Raw genomic sequence first — 19,169 nt, forward strand, 5'->3', positions numbered from 1 at the left:
ACATGGCTACGATCCGACTTTGCCATCGGGCATCTCGATGACGGAATCAATTTCCTTGTTGGCGTAATCTTGGTAATGATAAAGCTTTCCGCCGAATGATTTTGCGTAGATGTCCAGATCCCGTTCACAAAGCGATTCAAACAGAAAACCCAGAGTATTCAAGTCGTGCATGAGTTTATCGGGGGTTGCGCCCAATAGCGATGCTGCAAGCGAGGGGTCGGCTAGGTGCCTTTTCTCGGCTTGCTTGACCCTAAGTTTGGAGCGAATTTTTGTGCTGAATGGCGGCTGGTTCTCGACGAGAAAGAGTCTCTTTAAGACATCGAGATAGCTGGCGATTGTATCTGTGTCAATATCGTCGTCATCGACTTCCTTGATGTCGTTTTTCAAAATCTTATTGGTTGCCGTGGTTGATTCGTTTCGAGCAAGTGACCGTAGCAATAGTGTCATCTTGGTCTTATTCCGCTTGATTCCGTCCAGGCGGTCCATGTCGTCATCGATAATGGCGTCAAGATAGGCTTTCGGTATAGCCATGGATTGTTCCGTAGTAAGCCCGAGGTTTCCCGGCCATCCTCCGCGAACAACGAGTTCTATCAAAGCCTTTAATTGAACTTCTCCCGTCATGACCGGTTCAATTTTACCGTTGCATATATCCTGTAGAGATACAACGCCGCTGGAGGATCCTGATTCGTAGAGCGACATTGGTCGCATGCGGATTTTGGCAATTCGTCCGGCTCCACTGTGCAGAATGCCCTTGCGTGACGGGGTTGAGGAACCCGTCAAGATAAATTGCCCCTTAGCGGCACGATGGTCGACTTCGTAACGCACTGTGTCCCATACCGGCGGAACTTCTTGCCATTCGTCAATGAGTCTTGGCGTATCGCCATCTAAGACTAGTTTTGGGTCAAGTTCGGCAAGTTGCCTGTTTTGAAAATTGCCACTCGGATCGCCAAGTTCAATTTTACTTTTGGCATGAAAATCGGATGTCCAGGTCTTGCCGCACCATTTGGGACCCTCGACACATACCGCGCCGAAAGTGGAAAGTGCGTTTTTTATCTGGCTATCAACAATTCTGGGCTTGTAATTGGACGATTTCATGTCACCAATATATATAATCGGTCTAATTTAGTCAATCAATTCGGTATGATTTTATATTCTTGTTCGGTGTAATTTTCTCTAAAATCAGTCAAAAGTGTAAAAAAATGCCAAAATTTCAAAAAATACTTGACATTGTTTTTTTTTGTTTACATTTGGGAGTAGAAAATATCGAATGGAGTTTGATGAATGAGATTGCTCAATAGAAATCGAGAGGATTTTCTGAAATGTATTCAGGAGAGGCTTGACAATCAAATAAAAGTAATTCAACAAACTTCGGATGAAAGAGCGCAAAAGAATTTTTGCAAACTTGTAGAACTTATGAATGCTGCCATTAGATTAGAACAAGCTGAGAAAAGAATGGATGTCAATCAAAAAATTGCGATTTATAGCATTATTGCGTCAGTTTTCACATCAGGTGTAACTACCATTCTTGTTCAACTCTTGATATGAATAAATTAACAACAACATAACACATTAATGAGGTCTTTATGAAACTTCTGACAATCTCTGCGGCAGCGCTTGCATTATGCACTCTATGCAGCTGCAACGACATCGAATGCATCGGTGACGATGGACATACACGTGAAGCCTTTGGTATCACTTATGTCCATAGAAATTACGAATGCAAGGACGGCTCCAAGTACCAACTCAAATGCGGTTTCTATACAGGATTACCCGGTGGAGAAAAACATGAGAATGACTGTAGCAAAATTACAACAAAGGACAAACTCATCAAAATGAACGCAAAGGAGAGATAACAAATGCGAATTCAAATAAAGGGCTTTCTTGTATTGTCGACCGCACTAATCACCACAGTCATCGCAGCTCCCAATAATGGAGTGCTAAAGGACTCCCGCGACGGAAAAACCTACAAGACCGTGAAAATTGGCAACCAGACCTGGATGGCGGAAAACTTGAATTATAAGGCAATGGGAAGCTTCTGCTATGAAGACGATGCGTCCTTTTGCGAACAGTATGGTCGACTCTACACTTGGGATGTCGCCCAGAATGTCTGCCCAGATGGTTGGCGTCTTCCGTCGGAAAGCGAATGGGGTGCCTTGACTGTTGCCGATCTCCAGAAGAACCTTATGGTGCCCGCTAGCGGATTTCGTAACAGCAAGGGAAAGTACGAGCTCGGAGGCCTGCGTGCCGACTTCTGGTCGGATGGCGAGTTTGCCAAGGATAAGGGGAACTATGCGTACTTTAGTTTTAAGGCACAAAAGAAGGACAACAGCAACTACAGTAAGAAGGGTGCTATGTCCGTCCGCTGTGTCGAAGGTGGCGCTGCAGCAAAACAACAAGTGGCGGCAATGAAGGACTCCCGCGACGGTCAAACGTACAAGACTGTGAAAATCGGTGAACAGGTATGGATGGCGGAGAACTTGAACTACGAAACGGAGAACAGCTCCTGCTACGACAAAGCCCCTGCTTGCAACGACAGCGACCCTGCGGTTTGTAAAAAATACGGTTGCCTCTATTTGTGGTCTGCGGCTATGGATAGTGCTGGGACCTGGAGTAGTAACGGCAAGGACTGCGGTTATGACAAGACCTGCTCACCGAATTATCCTGTCCGAGGAATTTGCCCGGAAGGCTGGCATCTGCCTACAGATGAAGAATTCAGTGATTTTATTCATGCAGTAGGTGGAAAGGAAACGGCAGGAAAGATGCTGAAATCTACCAGCGGATGGGATGGTCGTGGATTTTTAAGGGGTGGTCGTGGAAGTAGTTTGAGTGATAACTCCATCGACGCCTTCGGGTTCAATGCCTTGCCTGCTGGCAGCTTAGACAAAAGCGGCGACCTCTACGATCTTGGCAGTGCCGCGTCATTCTGGAGCTCTACAGAGAGAGACAGTAATGCGAAAAAAGCATACGGAATGGGTCTGCGAATCGGTGACGAGAGCGCGAGCCTGAACTCCACTAAAAAGAACCAGGGATTCTCGGTCCGATGCATTAAGGATTAACGTTCCCTAATCCCGCTAAAACTTTAACTCCCGAATCCACTCGGATCCGGGAGTTTTCATTTGCAGAATTTAGCGTAACCAGCCTACTTTGCCACGCTGCGGCTCAGGATGACATTGCGCGTCACTTGAACAGATTCTTCATCTTCTCAAGGAAAGACTCTTCCTGCGCGGTTTCCTTGTCGTGCCTGAGTTCCGCGAGTTTCTGGTAGAGTTCCTTCTCTTCGCGGCTCAAGTCCTTCGGGATTTCCACGCCGATGTTCACGTAGAGGCTTCCACGGACGCCGCGCTTGTTCAGCGGGTACAGGCCCTGTTCGCGCAGGCGCAAGATGCTCCCGGCCTGAGTGCCGGCCGCAATCTTGATCTGCACTTCGCTACCGTCCAGCGTCGGGATTCGCTGCGTTCCGCCAAGCACCAGCTTGTGGACCGGCACCTTGATTTCGCAGTGCAAATCGTCGCCTTCACGGGTGTAGAAGTCATCGGGCTTTTCGGCAATGACCGCCAGCAAGTCGCCGCAGGCACCGCCGCGAGGCCCGCAGTTGCCTTCGCCGCGCAGGTTCAAGTACTGGCCCTCGGCAACGCCCGCCGGAATCTTGATGGAAATCTCTTCGGTTTCCTGCACACGGCCCTCGCCGTGGCAATGCGGGCACGGTTTCGCGATGACTTCGCCCATGCCGTTACAGATGGGGCAGGCGCTCTCGGTAATCATCTGGAAAAATCCGCCCGTAGAGCGGCGCACACGACCCGTTCCATGACAGGTGCTGCATTCCTTGATGTCCTGGCCGCCCTTGCCGTTACATTCCGTACACGGCGTGTAGCGTTTCAGGCGAACCTTCTTGGTGCAACCCTCGAAGATTTCCTTGTAACTGAGCGCCACCTTGATCTGCAAATCGTTTCCGCGCGGAGGCCCGGCCTTGCGTGAGCTCCTGCGGCCACCGCCGCCAAAACCACCGAATCCGCCACCGAAAATATCGCCAAAGTTCGCGAAGATATCCTCGAAACTGAATCCCTGGCCACCGAATCCGCCGCCACCAAAGCCGCCACCGGGAGCGTTAAAGCCGAACTGGTCATACTGCTTACGCTTCTCGGGGTTGCTGAGCACATCGTAGGCCTCGGCAGCCTCCTTGAACTTCTCTTCGGCTTCCTTGTCGCCCGGGTTCTTGTCCGGGTGGTACTTGATGGCAAGCTTCTTGTAGGCGTGCTTGATCTCGTCAGCACTCGCGTCCTTGCCGACGCCTAGAACTTCGTAATAATCTCTTTTTTCAGCCATTTTTGCGCTCGCTCTTTTTACGCAAAAAGGATTGCTCCCCAAAAAGAGAGCGAATCCTGTTCAATTCTTTAAGGTTGAAATTAGTCAACCACTTCCGCGTCGACGACTTCCGGGCCATCGCCCTTCTTGTCGGACTTGGGCTGTTCAGAAGCACCCGGCTGCGGACCCGGCTGGGCCTGGTTTGCACCGGCGGCCTGGGCCATGGAGCTGATCATGCCCTGGAGCTTGTCCATAGCGGCCTTGATCTCTTCCTTGGTGCCGTTGTCCTTCTTGGCCTTGATGTCGTCGATGGCTGCCTGCAGCTGGCTCTTGGTGTCGGCCGGCAACTTGTCGCCAAATTCCTTCAGCTGACCTTCGGCCTGGTAAGCCATCTGTTCGGCCTGGTTCCTGATGTCCACCAGTTCGCGCTGTTCCTTGTCCTTGGCAGCGTTGGCTTCGGCATCCTTCACCATCTTGTTGATTTCGTCCTCGGAAAGGCCGCTGGAAGAAGTAATCTTGATGGACTGTTCCTTGCCGGTTTCCTTGTCCTTGGCAGACACATGCACAATGCCGTTTGCGTCGATATCGAAGGTCACTTCGATCTGCGGCACGCCACGCGGCTTCTTCGGGAGGTCGGTCAGGTCGAACTTGCCGAGCGTACGGTTGTCGCGGGCAAATTCGCGTTCGCCCTGGAGCACGTGAATCGTTACGGCCGGCTGGTTGTCTTCGGCGGTAGAGAACACCTGGCTCTTCTTGGTCGGAATCGTGGTGTTACGGTCGATGAGCTTGGTCATCACGCCACCGAGAGTCTCGATACCCAGGGAAAGCGGGGTCACGTCGAGGAGCAACACGTCCTTCACGGAGGAGTCGCCGCTAAGCACGGCACCCTGGACGGCGGCACCGATAGCCACCACTTCGTCCGGGTTCACAGTCTTGTTCGGTTCCTTGCCGAAGAACTTCTTCACGGCTTCCTGCACGGCCGGGATACGGGTAGAACCACCGACCAGGATCACTTCGTCGATTTCGCTCAGGGAGAGGCCGGAGTCGGCGATAGCCTTGCGGCAGGGTTCCATGGAGCGTTCCACCAGGTGGGCGGTCAGCTGGTCAAACTTTGCACGGCTGAGCGTGAGGTCCAAGTGTTTCGGGCCCGAAGCGTCGGCAGTGATGAAGGGGAGGTTGATGTTCGTGGAAGTCGTTGCAGAAAGGTCGATCTTCGCCTTTTCCGCGGCGTCCTTCAAACGCTGCAGGGCCATCTTGTCCTTCTTCAGGTCGATGCCCGGATTGTCCTTCTTGAATTCGTCGTTGATCCAGTCGATAATCACTTCGTCGAAGTTGTCACCGCCGAGCATCGTATCGCCGTTGGTGGCCTTCACGCTGAACATGCCGTCGTCGATTTCAAGGATAGAGATATCGAACGTACCGCCACCGAGGTCATACACGGCGACCTTTTCGCTCTTCTTGGAGTCAAGACCGTAGGCGAGGGCAGCAGCCGTCGGTTCGTTCACGATACGGAGCACTTCGAGGCCAGCAATCTTGCCGGCGTCCTTCGTAGCCTGACGCTGGGAGTCGTTAAAGTAGGCGGGGACCGTAATCACGGCCTGCGTCACCGGCTGGCCCAGGTAGTCTTCGGCAATCTTCTTCATGGTCTGGAGAACCATGGCCGAAATCTCGGGAGGAGCGAACTGCTTGTCGTCCACCTGCACGCGCACCGGGTCAGAACCCGAGCCCACCAGCTTGTAGGGCATGTTCTTTTCGGCAGCGGAGCATTCGCCGGCCGTACGGCCCATGAAACGCTTGATGGAGTAAATCGTCTTTTCGGGGTTGGTGATGGCCTGACGCTTTGCCACGTGGCCCACCAGACGTTCGCCGTTCTTGCCGAAAGCGACAATGGACGGGGTGGTGCGGAAACCTTCCGCGTTAGCGATCACGACCGGCTTGCCGCCTTCCATCACGGACACGCAGCTGTTGGTCGTTCCCAAGTCAATACCGATAATCTTGCTCATAATGAGTCTCCTATTTTAAATTCTTGCCGCCCGCGAATCATTCCGAAAGGGGGCGATTTTTACGCCCATACATAAGCAAAACCCGTGCCAAATGCTAATAACTGGCAAAAAACGGCCATTTCGTTTCGTTCTGAAACAAGAAAAAGCCCTAAACCGGGGCAAAAAAAGCGTGTTTCATATTAAAACACCCTGTAAAGGGGTGGGGGAGGAATCCCCCTCGCTCCAGCCGGTTTGTCCGCATCATGCCGCAGGCTGTCATGCCGGACTCCGTTCCGGCATCGCCATTCTCGTCTGCGTCCAAACAGTCTTCCGCTACCCCCTCGCCTAAGGGGACACCCCTTAAAAACCCCAGAAATGAGAGCCGCAGCCAATGAACTTGTGCAATTGGCTGTGGCCGAACGCAAGGGGGTTCTGCAAACCACCGGCCTCTCAAAAAAATTATCAACTGTTAATTTTTGACAGCAGATTGGATATATATTATAGGTATGGAAAACGATGAAGAAAAAATAGAAGAATCTTTTACGCCTGTTGACATTATTCTGGCGTTTATAATTCCGTTTATCCTTTTTGGGGGAGGAATGTTAGCGCCCGTCTTTACGGATAGCATTTATCTTTGGTGCCTCTCGTTAATTCCTTTTTATGCTTATTTATTCTTTGGTTTTATGTTTTCAAAAGAAAAAAAGAGCGGTCTTTGGGGAAGCAATGCTTTGTTGAGTTTTTTGACATCGATTTTATTGACGGTGCTAATATTTATTGTGCCCCAAACTTGGGAAACCGTCTTGAACATATGTAGGTTAGGTCTCTTGAATCTGATTGTGTCCTTTTTCTTCTTGTTTATCCTATTTCTCATTTATGTGACAAAAGACAATGATTTTGCAAGGGCAATAATATCATTTTTTTGGTGGTAACTCTAAATGAGAAAACCCGTATGAAAACGTCCAAAGATATAGAATTTGAACTGAACCAGGGCAAAGATGTCAAGATGCCCTCGATGCGCAAGATTTATGTTCTTTGCGCCGTAATTCCCTTTGTTCTTTTTTGGGCGGGGGTAACATCTCCGTTATGGACGGATAATTTTATCGTCTATATTTTTGCTTTGGCTCCATATTACCTTTACATAATTCTTCTGAATAATGATTGGATTGATGGACGAATACTGTTTGATACACAAATCGGAATACTTATTTCCAGAATATGGGCATTTAATATCTTTCTGATGGCAGTTTCTAGCCTTTTTGGGGCTCAATTTTGGACATATACGGAATCTATTTTTTTCGGAGTTATTTTGATGAATGTGGTGAATGTTGTGCCTGCGTTTATTTCCGTGATCGCGGCTTTGTATTTGCATAAAACAAGGTATGCACGTTTTCCGTTATGGGCTCCACCCCCTGGGGACGGCTAAACATTTTTTTAATGCATTGCATTTGTGCAGATAACTATATGCTTGATAAAATGAACATAATTGAAAACGCCGCCAAATGGTCTAAAGAGCGTCTCGATGCGGAACTCGAGAAGGGCTACAACGATATGCTAAAAGGTCGCGTCACGCCCTGGAACGAAATATACGCGAAACTTTCTGAAGCCATTTCCGAAATAAAAAACGGAGCACCGGTCGCCGATGCAGAAGAATTCATCAAAGGATTGATGGATTCTTAGTCCCCAAAACAACCACCCCGTGCTCCAACACCCCGGTTTTTATCCCATACAGCAAGGCTTATCGCTTGCTTTCCGACAAAGAAAAGTGTATATTTGTCTATGGAGTTATTATGTCATACGACGTCCTAGAAAAAGAAATTCGCCAGTTGCCGGAATCCTATCTCGAGGATGTTTCGAAGTATATCCAGTTTCTGCTTTACCAATATGAGCAGGAACGTATGTCCGCACTCGAAGAGTCGGACGAGGTATTCAATGCTAAGATGCAAAAAGGCTTAGACGACGTGCGCAATGGTCGTGTCACGCCCCTAGACGATGCTTTTGCAGAACTCAAGCAGCGCTTTGCATAATGGAATACTCCCTTTTTCTCACTGAACAGGCAAAATCCGATTTAGCCGAAATATACTCCTATATTTCGGTTGAACTTAAATCGAAAAAATCCGCTGAAAATGTGATAGACGCACTTCATCAGGCAATGAAGGGCTTATCGCTTATGCCTAGCCGTTATCATCAGTTTCCAAACGAACCTTGGCTTTCAGAAGGGGTGCGGTATTTTACAGTTCGCAATTATTCAATCTTTTATACTGTAGATGAAAACAATTTGTGCGTTTCTGTCGTGCATGTAATCTACGGCAAACGAAATCTGCCCCAGGTCCTGTCAAACCGCTAGGGGAGTGCTGGTCTAGATATGCTTCACGTGATTGACGCAAAATATATTGGAGATTACAAGATATCTGTTGAATTTAACGACGGATGCCGTTTTGTCGCTGATTTCGAAAACGTCATCAAGTCAGACCACCGACCCATCGTGCAGCAACTTGCAGATATTAATACCTTTAAGGATTTCACGTTGCAAGCGCATACAATCAGATGGCCGAACGGCGTCGACTTCGCCCCGGAATTCATCAAGAGCCTTCAATAAGCCGACTTAATCGTCAAACGTCTTCGTAATGTCCTTTGCACGAAAGAATGTCAATGAACAATTAGTCGTTCTCCCGGCAGCTTCGACAGAAGGAAATTTCCATATTCCTTTTCCCCCTTTACTTGCTAAAATCAAAGAATGCGGCGGGGTCGGTTCCGAAGATTTCGCCGAGTTTTATCGCCATCTTGCGGGATACTGCCCTGCGTCCGTTTTCCATGGCGCAGAGGTTCTGGACCTGAATTCCGAGTTTTTCGGCAAGGGTGACCTGCGACCAGTTGCGCAAATCGCGGTTCGCGACAATCATTTCTCCGGGAGTAGAATCCAGATTCTTGAACCAATCGGACTCCTCGAAGGGAATCGAGTCCTCATTTTTGCAGACCGCGACGTTTTCGGGCTTGTAGGTATCCTTCAAGAACCTGACAAGCGGAGCAGGGATATGCTTCGCGCGGATTTCAATACGGGGCTTTTTCACGACTGCCAACATAGGATTGAATATAATCAATTTTTGATTATTAGTCAATAGGGTTGAACATTAACAAACAAAAAAAGTCGGCTTTTGATATATAAAACTCCCAATATTCATTGGGGATATAGCAAAAGTCGGCTTTTCTAGTCGAACGTGGCTTGTAAGCGGAAATCCGCTACCGGTGCCTGTCAGTGGATAATATATAAAAATTGGCGGAAAGAAAACCACCCCGAGACCAAAACGCTGAATTGTCCCACACGGCAAAGCCCATTGCTTGTTTTTTTGCAAAGAAAAGAGAATGCTTACATTTATACGAACAAATATGCATGTTGAATGATGTGGACAAGCCTTAGCGTCCAATAAGCAAATTTTGCAATCAACTGTTTGCACAAATTTTAAATCTAATTAATAGATTTAAAAAACTTGTTGTTTGACTTATTGACAGTTATTAAATAATAACCTATATTCATTATGCCAAAGATATTTGAAACGGACGGATTCTCGTTTTTCTTTTATATGAACGAGCACGAACCAGTGCATGTTCATGTGAGAAAACAGGGTAAATTAGCAAAATTCGAGATTGTTAATGGAACGGCTAGGCCTATATTCGGAAAGTTGTCGAATGCGGATATGGCAAAAGCTGCTGCGCTTGCAACAGAAAAAAGCGAGTTGATTGTCAGACGATGGTTTGAAATTTTTGGATAGGAAAACATTATGAGCGATATAACAGAAAAAGACGTGAAAAGAGTCTGGGTGGAAAAGGATGCTGTTTGTGTTGAATTGAAGGATGGACGCATTGGCAAGGAACTTATCCGCGACTACGAACCGCTTAGAAACGCGACAAGAGAACAGTTGGAAAATTGCCGTGTTGATCTCGACGGGGTTTGGTTTGACGATCTTGACGAGGGCTTGGCGCTCTCTGGTTTCTTCGCGCCAAAGAAAATGAACCCCGTTGGACGAGTTTTCTGGCTTTTCCCTGAACTTAATGCAGCTGCATTTGCCCGTAGGCTTGGAATTCCGCAACCATTATTCGCTGCCTATGTGAATGGAACAAAGAAGCCTTCTGCTGCCCGCCGAAAAAAAATAGATGAAGAATTCCATCGAATAGGCCGAGAACTGATGGATGTTTAAAAAAATCCTCCGCAGGGGAGGATTTTAAAGTACGGGGGAGGCTGTGCGCGGTTTAAGATGCGCGAGAACTCATTCCCCGACTTGCAGTTTCAGCGTCTTTCCAGCAGGATTGCGGACGACGTAGACGCCGCTCCCGAAGCCGGCAGTCTTGAGTCCGGCCTTGAGGTCCGTCAGCGTTGCGCCGGCGTTCAGGCGGATGTTCCCGAGCTCGGAGCCCATCAGGTCGAATACCCTGTAGGTGCCCGCGACTCTCGCGAACGCGCCAGCGGCTCCGGCGCCGTTTAGGGCGATTTTCGGCACGATACCCGTGGTCCCGTTCCGGATGTCCTCGGCGCTGCCTTCGCTTTCCCCAAATGCAATCCAGTCGAGGTTCACGTAGTCGCTTGTCACCAGCACCTTGAGCACGTGTTCACCTTCGGTGAGTTCCTTGGTGGTCGTTCCCTTGAAGGTGCCGTAGGTGTCGAAATCCCCGGTGCCCGTGAGTGCGAGCGTGTCGGTAATCGGCTCGTCGTCCATGAACAGGCGCACGCCGGTGTTGTCCATGCCGCTTGCGTAGCTGAGCTCGAAGGGGAACTTGCCACCCGCCTGCACGTTCACGGTGTATTCCAGCCATTCGCCCTTCTGCGTGTAGCCCACGGCAAATCCGTCGCCGTTTTTCACGATGTCCACGCGGTCTTCGCGGTATTCGCCTCCCTGGTTCTTGGAATCCATGTCGTAGTAGGCCTTGCCCGCACCGCCCACGTCGTAGTTCTCGAAGTCGATGAAGTTGGCCGTGCCCTCGACCTTCGCGCCCACGACCGGCACGTCGCATTTTGCCTCGGGGGCGCTGAGTTTCGCCTTGCAGAACGGGCCCTGCGGAATGGAAGTCTTGCTGTCCTCGAATTCCCAGTAGTCCGCCTCGAAATCGCCCGCGAACACGAAGAACACGTCGTGCTTGCCGACCGCACCGGAGAGCGGCACCGTCACCAGGCCGTCTGCGCTAAATTCCGCCTTGCCGACGATTTCGCCATCCACTTTATCTAGGCGGATGGTGATGCTCGACGCCTTCTTGACGCTCAGAACGGATGCCGAGAAGCTTTCCGCGCCCGCGTCGCCGAATTCCACACCGCTAATCTTGGTGTATTTTCCTTCGGAAAGATTGGTGATGACCGTATTGCCAGCGGTACCGCTCTTACGGACCCTCACGTCTTCGCCCCACGACATGGTTTCCGCTTCTACGCGCTTGTACGGGTCGAAATCTTCCAGCTGGGCCACGCCATTGTCCGGCCAATAGTCAATCTTTTGAATAGTGCCGTCGGCGTTATATTTCATTTCGGAAAGGCCGACAGAACGACGCTCCTTGTGTTGGTATTTCTGGCCAATCTTCTCGGACTTGTAACGCCAAAGTTCGTAATTCAGGCCGAAAACGTAGGATTTCCCCTTGAAATCGATGATACCCGGGTGGTTTCCGTTGCTGCGCGAAGAATGCGGCATAATGTCGCCCTTGTAGGTCCAGGGGCCCGTAATCTTGTCGCTCATGGCATACCCGATACCTTCCGCACAGCAGGTCGATGCGAAAGTCATGTAGTAATGGTCGCCGTGCTTATAGACCCAGGGGCCTTCCTGGTAATCCTTGATCTTGGGGTAGGTGACGATGGAGCCCTGAGTACTGATCATGTCCTTGTTCAACTTGATCATGTACAATTCGGGGTTGCCCCAGTACATGTAGGCCTGTCCGTCGTCGTCAATCCAGACGGTAGGGTCGATATCGTTCCAGTGCTCGCGCTGCCAGACCAGGGCCTTGTTCAAAGGTTCCTTGAAGGGGCCATAAGGGTTGTCCGCAACCAAGACGGAAATGCCGTTGCCGTGAATGGGGACGTACATGAACCACTTGCCGTCGCGCTCGATGACCTGTTCCGCCCAGGCCCCGTTGTTTTTTGAACTCCACTTGATGTCGCCCAGGCTCGCTACGGCACCGTGGCTGGTCCAGTTGACCATGTCCGTGGAAGTGTGCAACAGCCAGTCGTACATTATGAACCCGTCGGCATTGTCCTCGTCGTGGGTCGTGTACAGGTAAACCGTATCCCCATGAACGTAAGGCGCCGGGTCCGCCGTATAGTTCGTCGTGATTACAATTTTCTGAGCGAAACCCGTACAAGCCAAGGCCAATACGGAAGAAACGAATAAGATATTTTTCATCTTAATCTCCAAACATCGTTAAAACACCGAGAATAAAGATATATCGCGAAAAGCCCCGCGGAACGCCCCGGAATTAACTTATCATTGACATTTTTACAAAGGTGGGGGAGGAATTTTTCGCTATTCTGCAGGTTCGGCGGTGTCTTTGACGCAACGGACTGAGAAGTAGCTGTCTACGTAAATCCAGTAGCCGTCGTAGCGGGAGACGTAGTTGCGGCGACTTCCCGGAATGGACAATGTGCTTGAGCTGCCGGCGAAGAAGGCGGCAAAATAGTGGTCGCTTCCGTCGGCGCTGAACATGGTGGGGAGTGCGGCGAATCCGAATGCGTCGCTACCGTTCTCGTTTGTGTGGATGAATCCGTCTTCGTAGCGGTAAACCCATCCACCCAAAGCCTTCAGCTTGCTAGGACCTTCGTAATCTTCGTCGCTTTGGGCGAGATCCAGAAGCGCGGTCATCTCTTTTTCGTTGGGCAGGCGCCATCCATCGGGACAGATTCCCTGGATATGGTCTTTGGCCTCGCGGCAGCCGCCCAGATTTGTGAAATTGCAACCGTACAATTCATATAGCCTGACAGAGTCTGCCAGGGCGGCGTATGTGTACATGCGTCCGAAGGTGTTACAATACCGTTCGTCGTTTCGGAAGCACTTGCTTTCTCCAAGAAGACTTATCGTGCGGATGCTGTCGGCGTAGTTCAGGTTCTGTGCCATCCAGGTCGTCCCTTGGATTTCGACGGTCTTGTAAACATGGCCGTCGCGAGGATCGGTCATCTCGCCGTATTGGATGTTGGGATTCAGGAGAAGATTCTTGTCGATGTCAAGGCTCCAGTCTTGCACGCTGATCCAGCCGCTGTCCGAGCAGTAATACCTGTTGTCGGTGCTGTCGTTGTTATCGTTGATGCCCTTTTTCGTGTAGATTGCTCCAAGGTTCTTGGCGGAACATTCTACTTTGAATATGTCGGTTTCTTTTATAGTCGCGGGATACCATTTTTTGTCTCTACAAATATAATGGGTATAGAGGGTGTTGGTGAGCGTGTTCTCGATGCGCTTGACTTCTCCGGACCTGATGTCGGTACATTCGCCGAGACCATAGGCCTTGCCCATAAATTTGTTGACGAAAATGTCGAAATGGTTGAATTCGGAAGACAATTCCCATTGGGAGATGTTGTATATGATGTAGGTGAAGTGAACGGTATCGATTTCGTCAGCGATTTGGGTCTTCAGCTCTTCATCGTCCCATTTGCCGTCGGTAGTGAAGTCTTCTGTAAAGGCCGTTTTCCAAATTTTGTCGTCGGAAGGATCCGGATTGATGATATCTCTGGTAAAGAGAATGCTTGTGGCGAGTAGGGCGGCATCTCCGTCGCCCATTTTGAGAATGTCTAGATCTTCAAAGTCGCCGATGTCTCCGGTAAATCCAAATTCCCTTAGGAATTCTTTTTCTGCTTTCTTTTTGGCGGCGGGGAAGTTCATTCCCGAATCGTAGAGGTTGAAAATGCGCTTGTAAATAAAGGTCGTCATGATGTTGACGTTTACCTTTTCGCGGCTTGATAGGTCGACGAGCGCCCTGAGCTGTGTGGGGTATATGCCGGAATCGTAGACTTCGTCCCTGTATTGTCCGTAAGCTTCGACAATGGCATACTGCGAAACAAGGGAAACATCAGAAATGGAATAGTTGCCGCTGTCGCTCAATATGGTTCCTGTAATCTTTTTCCCGGTTTCTTCGAGCGTTTCGCCGTCCAGTTCGATGATGGTGACACTGCCGCCTTTCTTGAGAGGGCCTTTTTGGGCGAATCCGCTGATCGTTTTGCCTACGATGGGGATAACGGGAATCTTTTCGTAGGCGTTGTCGTCTACGATTTCAGCCGAGTCGACGGGTGTGTTTGACGATTCGTCTGGGGCTTGTGAACTGGATGCGTCGCCATCGCCGCAGGCGAAAAAGAATGCTGCGACGAAGCAGATGAGGAACGGAAGTCCTATAAGTTGAAAATTTAAACGACTAAGGATTTTTACGTTCATAAGTTCTCCTATTACCCTTTTGATATTGAAATTATAGAAAAAAGTGCTCCGGCTTCAAAAATGTAATGTCGCACAAATTGTTCCATCCATCTATTGTGAGGAATGTTTAATTTCGTAAACGGAGGCTCGTTTTCGCTAAATGAGCTTATATTTATTTATATCGCCCGCGTGGGTGTGTTGTTTGGGAAAAATGTATGAAAATCAATCATGGTATAAATTTTGCCATGGCGGTATTTTGCGCAGGTGCCGTAAGCGCGAACGCCGCCATTGAATGGGTAAACCAGTGTGCCAGTAACGGCTTTACACTGATTGCGGAATCGGATCACTTTGAAGTTTGCAAGAAGCCGACGACGGACGATGGCCAAGCGAATAATGTCTCAATTCCGAATGCGGATGCGCAGGGCGTGCTCACGTCGCTTGAGAAGGTTTATTCATTCTACATCGATTCGCTCGGCTGGATGTTGCCGTTCCCAAAAAGCCCCGATAAAAAACTCAAGAGCAACATTTATGTGTTCGATAATTCCGTCATGGCGGCGCTCTACGGCGGGCAAGACTTTGTGAAGGGCTTGAACAATGAATTCGGCCCGGGCATGTGGATTGGCGTGGGCTCGCTGAAGGATTACTGGGGTACGTCGCACGAATTTGCGCACGGCCTGCAAGGGGTTGCGGGCTGGATGGGCAACAATAGCCATTCGGGCTGGTTTGCCGAAAGCCATGCGAACTGGATGGCGCATCAATACAATCCGAACGACGCCCATTGCTCGGAATACCTGATTAATTATCCGTACCTGTATTACGGTTCTACGCGTGACCGCTACTGCAACTGGCAATTCTTGGAACACCTCAAGGAAGAATTCGGCGGCGGCTACAAGGGTGCCCACGAGGTGAACCGCATCTGGATGGAATCCGTTCGCGACGGCGAAGACGGCCGCATGGAGCAGACTCCGTTTACCGCGATGATGATGGTTTACGGTTGGACGCTCGATAGCTTGAACCAGCAGTTCGGCAAGTTCGCGATGAAGAACGCGACGCTTGAATATGCGCCTGCAAAAAAGGCTTTGTACAAGAAGTCCTGGGGCGACTATGAATTCAAGACGCGTCGTGACGCCAGCTGGGGCGACAACTACCGCAGACACCCGCGCGTGACCATGCTGAACAAGATGGAATGCGCGGCGGGCGAGAAGTGCGCAGACCGCTACATTTCGCCGAGTTACTGGGCTCCGCAGCGCTGGGGCTATAACTTGGTGCGCATTTATCCGGATTCGGCGGGGAAGGTGACTGTCAAGTTCCGCGGCATTGTGCAGGACAAGCCGACTGTGAGCGGGTATAAATGCTTTGGCGACAACACCGACCACTACATGGGAAAATCATACAACTGGTGCAATTACGCGCCCGACAAGCTGCCGGACCCAGCCTCGGGTTGGACGGTCGGGCTAGTCGCGGAGGGCGCGGACGGAACGCCCCGTTACAGCGAGATGAAGCATGGAACCGGATTCAATCTTGACATCGAGACGAAGGCAAGCGACAAGGCTTTGTGGCTTGCCGTGACGGCGACTCCGACCGAGATGCAGACGATTCTCTGGGACCAGTTCTACTACAGCATTTACCGCTACCCTTACATGATCGAGGTGGTAAACGGCGCTCCCGAAGGCTACAACAAGGACTTCTGGAAGCCCGCAAATGCGAGCGGATACACTAAGCACAGCAACGGCGGCGGCCTCGTGAGCAGCAAGGCGAAGGTCGATGCGAGCGTATACGTGGGTCCCGATGCGGTCGTGAACGGCGGAACGATTTCCGGGAAAGCCCGCATCGAGGATTTCGCGGTCATAGACGGCGGCAACATTAGCGGGAATGCCGTTGTCCGCGGGCGAGCGCTCGTGACTGCAGGTACCATCGGCGACGATGCCGTGCTCGAAGAAGACGCGTGGCTCGTGAGCGGAAGCATTACCGGCAAGGCTAAGGTCGGCGCGCTTTCGATTATCGTGAATACGACGGTGACCGACGATGCCCAAGTCTACGGCGTGATGTGGGCGGTAAACGGTAAAAAACTTTCGGGAACGGCGCAGCTGCGTGGCGACCTCGAAAACAACTTCGATCAGGAACTTACGAAGGGAATCTTCTACGGCATGGTCGACAATGGAATGCTAAACAATGCAAACTACGGCGCAAACCTCACGACTCCGCCGACCGATGCAACCGCAAGCCTCGACAAGGCCGTATGGTATGCGGTCGCAGACGATTCCACTGGAAGGAATCCTACGGGGACTGTTCATGCTCAAAGCCTGCGCCTGAATTTGGCGGACGATACTTTTGAAGTGTTCAATTTGAACGGAAAGTACCTGGGTGTCATAAAAAAAGCGGCTCGGGATCGAATTTCTATGCAAGAATCTCTGCGCAAGGCTGGCCTGAATGCGGGCACATACCTTGTTCGTGGCAAGGATTCTCGCGAAATGCGCCGAGTAAATCTGCAATAGACCGCTATATTCTCCCAAAATCATACTTTAGTACGAATGAAAAAATACTTTTTCATTCGTTTTTGTTATCTTCAATACGTTTGGTGTGGAAAAAAGGAGGTTAGCATGTTTGGAAAATCCCTATTTTTAACGACGGCGCTTTGTGTCGCCGCCTTGGCTCAAGACCCTAATCTGCATATCTACCTGGCCTACGGACAATCGAATATGTCGGGGCAGGCGACCGTGACCGATTCGGATCGTCAAACCAACCCGCGGTTCCTGGTGTTGCGTGCAGGCAACCATTCGAACCAGAAGGTGGGCGAGTTTTACCCGGCGGCACCCCCGATGGGGCATAGCCAATCCAAGGTCGGCATTGTCGATTTCTTCGGTCGCAAAATGATTCAGGAACTCCCGGATAGCATTATGGTTGCCGTTGCGAATGTGGCGATTGGCGGGCAGAGCATTGATCTGTTTGACAAGGACCGCAATAAAGCCTACGTGCAAAACGCCAAAAATAAGGGTGACACCTGGTGGATTCAGTACCTGGACGAATACGGCGGCGACGCTTACAAGCGCATTGTCGAAATGGGAAAAATCGCAAAGCAGAAAGGCGTTATCAAGGGGTTCCTCTTCCATCAGGGCGAAGCGGATTACCAGATGAACGATTGGCCGAAACGTGTGAAAAAGGTCTACGACGACTTGATTGCCGAATTGGAACTTGACCCGGAAAAGACTCCGATTCTGATTGGTGAACTTGCTCCGACAGGTGACCTCGGATGGCGCAACGATGCCGTAAAACAGGCGGCAGACCTTATCCCGAACGGCCACCTGATTTCGGCACAGGGCTGCCCGGCCATCAAGGAGCCTAGCTATACATTGCATTTCTCTCGCGAAGGCTACCAGACTTTTGGCGAACGCTATGCCGAAAAAATGCTTGAAATTCTTAAATCACAGGAACCCGCCCCTGACACGAGCAAGCAAGATTCTGTCGTGGAGGATTCGTCTAAAATGAATTCCGCGAATCAGGATAGTACGATTGCAATCCGCGGTTTGCCGCGCCTGCAGGTCGTAGAATCGCAACAGCCAAAGCTCTATTACGACCAAAAGGAACAGACTTTGTTCATCCGTTTCAAGAAAAACGGACGCGAATATCGCTACCGCGTGAGCGGCAGCATGCGTTAATCAATAAGGAAATCCCCGACATCGGGGATTTCCAGGAAGACTTTTACGACGACCGTTATGGTGTCGTTGAGGGTGATGGTTTCGCCAGTTGCGTGCTGATCTGTATTTTTAGCACGTATGGGGGAGTGGTTTATTTGCCGGAAGAGACGATGACTTTCGCGGTCTTCAAGATTTTGTTTTTGAGCTTGTAGCCCTTCTGGAACACGGTGACTACGTGGCCTTCGGGCACGGTCTCACTGGGCTGCTGCATCAGGGCTTCGTGCATGTTCGGGTCGAATTCGGCACCCGTCGGGTCGATTTGCTCGAGGCCTGCATCGGTGAGAATCTTTGCGAACTGGTTGTAAATCATCTGCATGCCTTTTTCGAAGGCTTCCAAATCCTGGGCCTTGTTTTCGCTGGCGAAGGCGCGCTCGAAATTGTCCTGCACTTCGGAAAGTTTCTCCAAAAGCTTGCCGTTTGCCGTCTCGATGAGTTCCAGCTGTTCCTTGGCGGTACGGCGGCGGTAGTTGTCGAATTCGGCCATCAGGCGGAGGTTCCGGTCGTTGGCATCGGCAAGGGCAGCCTTGAGCGCGGCAGTCGGGTCTTCGGCAGCGGGTTCCGCGGGCTGTTCAGCAGATTCGGTTGATGCTTCTTTTTGGATTGCTTCGTCGCCTTGCTCCTCGCAATGACGTTCCGCGGCATCTGCCTGGGCTGTGTCGGCCTTGTTGGCCTCGGCCTCCATCTTCATTGCGTCTTCGGCGGCCTTGAGCACGTCTGCTTCGAATTTTGCCTTTTCTTCTGCGGTCGGTTCCTGCTGATTCAAATCTTCTGCCATGTCTAAATAATCCTTTAAAATTTGCCCATCGGGCTCTCGTTTTACATTTTTT

20 protein-coding genes are annotated in these 19,169 nt (G+C 50.5%); 13 read left to right on the forward strand and 7 right to left on the reverse strand.

Annotated features, from left to right (window positions below; all coding sequences use genetic code 11):
* Positions 1-6: 6 nt before the first annotated feature.
* Entirely contained in the window at positions 7-1,095 is a 1,089-nt protein-coding gene (locus ACKI61_RS01300) for an ATP-binding protein (RefSeq protein WP_407456011.1), read from the reverse strand.
* Between the two features lie 186 nt (positions 1,096-1,281).
* Between ACKI61_RS01300 and ACKI61_RS01305 the strand changes: the two genes are divergently transcribed.
* From ACKI61_RS01305 to ACKI61_RS01315, 3 genes are read left to right on the forward strand one after another with little or no spacing between them, the layout of a single operon-like run.
* The gene (locus tag ACKI61_RS01305; RefSeq protein ID WP_407456012.1) at positions 1,282-1,545 is read left to right on the forward strand and encodes a hypothetical protein; all 264 of its coding nucleotides are present in this window, start codon (positions 1,282-1,284) and stop codon (positions 1,543-1,545) included.
* A gap of 38 nt (positions 1,546-1,583) precedes the next feature.
* Positions 1,584-1,853, forward strand: a complete 270-nt coding sequence (locus ACKI61_RS01310; protein ID WP_407456013.1) for a hypothetical protein — start codon at positions 1,584-1,586, stop codon at positions 1,851-1,853.
* 3 nt (positions 1,854-1,856) lie between these two features.
* Complete coding sequence (locus ACKI61_RS01315; protein ID WP_407456014.1) at positions 1,857-3,056, forward strand: FISUMP domain-containing protein; 1,200 nt, start codon at positions 1,857-1,859, stop codon at positions 3,054-3,056.
* A 121-nt stretch (positions 3,057-3,177) separates the two neighbouring features.
* Here ACKI61_RS01315 and dnaJ read toward each other — a convergent pair whose 3' ends face one another.
* Positions 3,178-4,323, reverse strand: coding sequence for a molecular chaperone DnaJ (dnaJ, locus tag ACKI61_RS01320; protein WP_407456015.1), 1,146 nt, complete (start codon positions 4,321-4,323; stop codon positions 3,178-3,180).
* 80 nt (positions 4,324-4,403) lie between these two features.
* The gene (gene dnaK, locus ACKI61_RS01325; protein ID WP_407456016.1) at positions 4,404-6,305 is read right to left on the reverse strand and encodes a molecular chaperone DnaK; all 1,902 of its coding nucleotides are present in this window, start codon (positions 6,303-6,305) and stop codon (positions 4,404-4,406) included.
* A gap of 485 nt (positions 6,306-6,790) precedes the next feature.
* Here dnaK and ACKI61_RS01330 point away from each other — a divergent pair, with 485 nt between their 5' ends.
* From ACKI61_RS01330 to ACKI61_RS01355, 6 genes are all read left to right on the forward strand, one after another.
* On the forward strand, positions 6,791-7,213 hold the full coding sequence (locus tag ACKI61_RS01330) for a hypothetical protein (protein ID WP_407456017.1): 423 nt from the start codon (positions 6,791-6,793) through the stop codon (positions 7,211-7,213).
* Between the two features lie 20 nt (positions 7,214-7,233).
* Positions 7,234-7,707 carry a hypothetical protein gene (locus tag ACKI61_RS01335; protein ID WP_407456018.1) on the forward strand — a complete coding sequence of 158 codons (474 nt, stop codon included), beginning with the start codon at positions 7,234-7,236 and terminating at the stop codon, positions 7,705-7,707.
* 50 nt (positions 7,708-7,757) lie between these two features.
* Positions 7,758-7,961 (forward strand): hypothetical protein, encoded by a 204-nt coding sequence (locus ACKI61_RS01340; protein WP_407456019.1) that lies wholly within the window; start codon positions 7,758-7,760, stop codon positions 7,959-7,961.
* Positions 7,962-8,071: 110 nt separating this feature from the next.
* Positions 8,072-8,308, forward strand: coding sequence for a hypothetical protein (locus ACKI61_RS01345; protein ID WP_173380251.1), 237 nt, complete (start codon positions 8,072-8,074; stop codon positions 8,306-8,308).
* Positions 8,308-8,628 carry a type II toxin-antitoxin system RelE/ParE family toxin gene (locus ACKI61_RS01350; protein WP_407456020.1) on the forward strand — a complete coding sequence of 107 codons (321 nt, stop codon included), beginning with the start codon at positions 8,308-8,310 and terminating at the stop codon, positions 8,626-8,628. Before ACKI61_RS01345 ends, ACKI61_RS01350 begins: the two co-directional genes overlap by 1 nt.
* 18 nt (positions 8,629-8,646) lie before the next feature.
* The gene (locus ACKI61_RS01355; RefSeq protein WP_407456021.1) at positions 8,647-8,880 is read left to right on the forward strand and encodes a DUF2442 domain-containing protein; all 234 of its coding nucleotides are present in this window, start codon (positions 8,647-8,649) and stop codon (positions 8,878-8,880) included.
* A 118-nt stretch (positions 8,881-8,998) separates the two neighbouring features.
* Here ACKI61_RS01355 and ACKI61_RS01360 read toward each other — a convergent pair whose 3' ends face one another.
* Positions 8,999-9,364, reverse strand: a complete 366-nt coding sequence (locus ACKI61_RS01360; protein WP_173654150.1) for a helix-turn-helix domain-containing protein — start codon at positions 9,362-9,364, stop codon at positions 8,999-9,001.
* Between the two features lie 453 nt (positions 9,365-9,817).
* Here ACKI61_RS01360 and ACKI61_RS01365 point away from each other — a divergent pair, with 453 nt between their 5' ends.
* Positions 9,818-10,051 carry a DUF4160 domain-containing protein gene (locus ACKI61_RS01365; protein ID WP_407456022.1) on the forward strand — a complete coding sequence of 78 codons (234 nt, stop codon included), beginning with the start codon at positions 9,818-9,820 and terminating at the stop codon, positions 10,049-10,051.
* Between the two features lie 9 nt (positions 10,052-10,060).
* On the forward strand, positions 10,061-10,477 hold the full coding sequence (locus ACKI61_RS01370) for a DUF2442 domain-containing protein (RefSeq protein ID WP_407456023.1): 417 nt from the start codon (positions 10,061-10,063) through the stop codon (positions 10,475-10,477).
* Positions 10,478-10,546: 69 nt separating this feature from the next.
* Here the strand turns inward: ACKI61_RS01370 and ACKI61_RS01375 are convergent, their stop codons facing one another.
* Together ACKI61_RS01375 and ACKI61_RS01380 are read right to left on the reverse strand one after the other, a co-directional pair.
* A complete protein-coding gene (locus tag ACKI61_RS01375; RefSeq protein ID WP_407456024.1) occupies positions 10,547-12,655 on the reverse strand; it encodes a family 43 glycosylhydrolase in 2,109 nt (702 codons plus the stop codon).
* Between the two features lie 120 nt (positions 12,656-12,775).
* On the reverse strand, positions 12,776-14,668 hold the full coding sequence (locus tag ACKI61_RS01380) for an FISUMP domain-containing protein (protein WP_407456025.1): 1,893 nt from the start codon (positions 14,666-14,668) through the stop codon (positions 12,776-12,778).
* Between the two features lie 194 nt (positions 14,669-14,862).
* Here ACKI61_RS01380 and ACKI61_RS01385 point away from each other — a divergent pair, with 194 nt between their 5' ends.
* Positions 14,863-17,142 carry a DUF6055 domain-containing protein gene (locus ACKI61_RS01385; protein WP_407456026.1) on the forward strand — a complete coding sequence of 760 codons (2,280 nt, stop codon included), beginning with the start codon at positions 14,863-14,865 and terminating at the stop codon, positions 17,140-17,142.
* Between the two features lie 105 nt (positions 17,143-17,247).
* On the forward strand, positions 17,248-18,303 hold the full coding sequence (locus ACKI61_RS01390; protein ID WP_407456027.1) for a sialate O-acetylesterase: 1,056 nt from the start codon (positions 17,248-17,250) through the stop codon (positions 18,301-18,303).
* A gap of 130 nt (positions 18,304-18,433) precedes the next feature.
* Here ACKI61_RS01390 and grpE read toward each other — a convergent pair whose 3' ends face one another.
* On the reverse strand, positions 18,434-19,117 hold the full coding sequence (gene grpE, locus ACKI61_RS01395; protein ID WP_407456028.1) for a nucleotide exchange factor GrpE: 684 nt from the start codon (positions 19,115-19,117) through the stop codon (positions 18,434-18,436).
* Between the last annotated feature and the right edge of the window lie 52 nt (positions 19,118-19,169).

This window comes from Fibrobacter sp. (assembly GCF_045601785.1).
Classification (GTDB): Bacteria; Fibrobacterota; Fibrobacteria; order Fibrobacterales; family Fibrobacteraceae; genus Fibrobacter.

Coding starts and splice junctions, on each gene's coding strand:
- ACKI61_RS01300 (WP_407456011.1), bottom strand. CDS start 1,095: ATGAAATCGTCCAATTACAAGCCCAGAATTGTTGATAGCCAGATAAAA.
- ACKI61_RS01305 (WP_407456012.1), top strand. CDS start 1,282: ATGAGATTGCTCAATAGAAATCGAGAGGATTTTCTGAAATGTATTCAG.
- ACKI61_RS01310 (WP_407456013.1), top strand. CDS start 1,584: ATGAAACTTCTGACAATCTCTGCGGCAGCGCTTGCATTATGCACTCTA.
- ACKI61_RS01315 (WP_407456014.1), top strand. CDS start 1,857: ATGCGAATTCAAATAAAGGGCTTTCTTGTATTGTCGACCGCACTAATC.
- dnaJ (WP_407456015.1), bottom strand. CDS start 4,323: ATGGCTGAAAAAAGAGATTATTACGAAGTTCTAGGCGTCGGCAAGGAC.
- dnaK (WP_407456016.1), bottom strand. CDS start 6,305: ATGAGCAAGATTATCGGTATTGACTTGGGAACGACCAACAGCTGCGTG.
- ACKI61_RS01330 (WP_407456017.1), top strand. CDS start 6,791: ATGGAAAACGATGAAGAAAAAATAGAAGAATCTTTTACGCCTGTTGAC.
- ACKI61_RS01335 (WP_407456018.1), top strand. CDS start 7,234: ATGAAAACGTCCAAAGATATAGAATTTGAACTGAACCAGGGCAAAGAT.
- ACKI61_RS01340 (WP_407456019.1), top strand. CDS start 7,758: ATGAACATAATTGAAAACGCCGCCAAATGGTCTAAAGAGCGTCTCGAT.
- ACKI61_RS01345 (WP_173380251.1), top strand. CDS start 8,072: ATGTCATACGACGTCCTAGAAAAAGAAATTCGCCAGTTGCCGGAATCC.
- ACKI61_RS01350 (WP_407456020.1), top strand. CDS start 8,308: ATGGAATACTCCCTTTTTCTCACTGAACAGGCAAAATCCGATTTAGCC.
- ACKI61_RS01355 (WP_407456021.1), top strand. CDS start 8,647: ATGCTTCACGTGATTGACGCAAAATATATTGGAGATTACAAGATATCT.
- ACKI61_RS01360 (WP_173654150.1), bottom strand. CDS start 9,364: ATGTTGGCAGTCGTGAAAAAGCCCCGTATTGAAATCCGCGCGAAGCAT.
- ACKI61_RS01365 (WP_407456022.1), top strand. CDS start 9,818: ATGCCAAAGATATTTGAAACGGACGGATTCTCGTTTTTCTTTTATATG.
- ACKI61_RS01370 (WP_407456023.1), top strand. CDS start 10,061: ATGAGCGATATAACAGAAAAAGACGTGAAAAGAGTCTGGGTGGAAAAG.
- ACKI61_RS01375 (WP_407456024.1), bottom strand. CDS start 12,655: ATGAAAAATATCTTATTCGTTTCTTCCGTATTGGCCTTGGCTTGTACG.
- ACKI61_RS01380 (WP_407456025.1), bottom strand. CDS start 14,668: ATGAACGTAAAAATCCTTAGTCGTTTAAATTTTCAACTTATAGGACTT.
- ACKI61_RS01385 (WP_407456026.1), top strand. CDS start 14,863: ATGAAAATCAATCATGGTATAAATTTTGCCATGGCGGTATTTTGCGCA.
- ACKI61_RS01390 (WP_407456027.1), top strand. CDS start 17,248: ATGTTTGGAAAATCCCTATTTTTAACGACGGCGCTTTGTGTCGCCGCC.
- grpE (WP_407456028.1), bottom strand. CDS start 19,117: ATGGCAGAAGATTTGAATCAGCAGGAACCGACCGCAGAAGAAAAGGCA.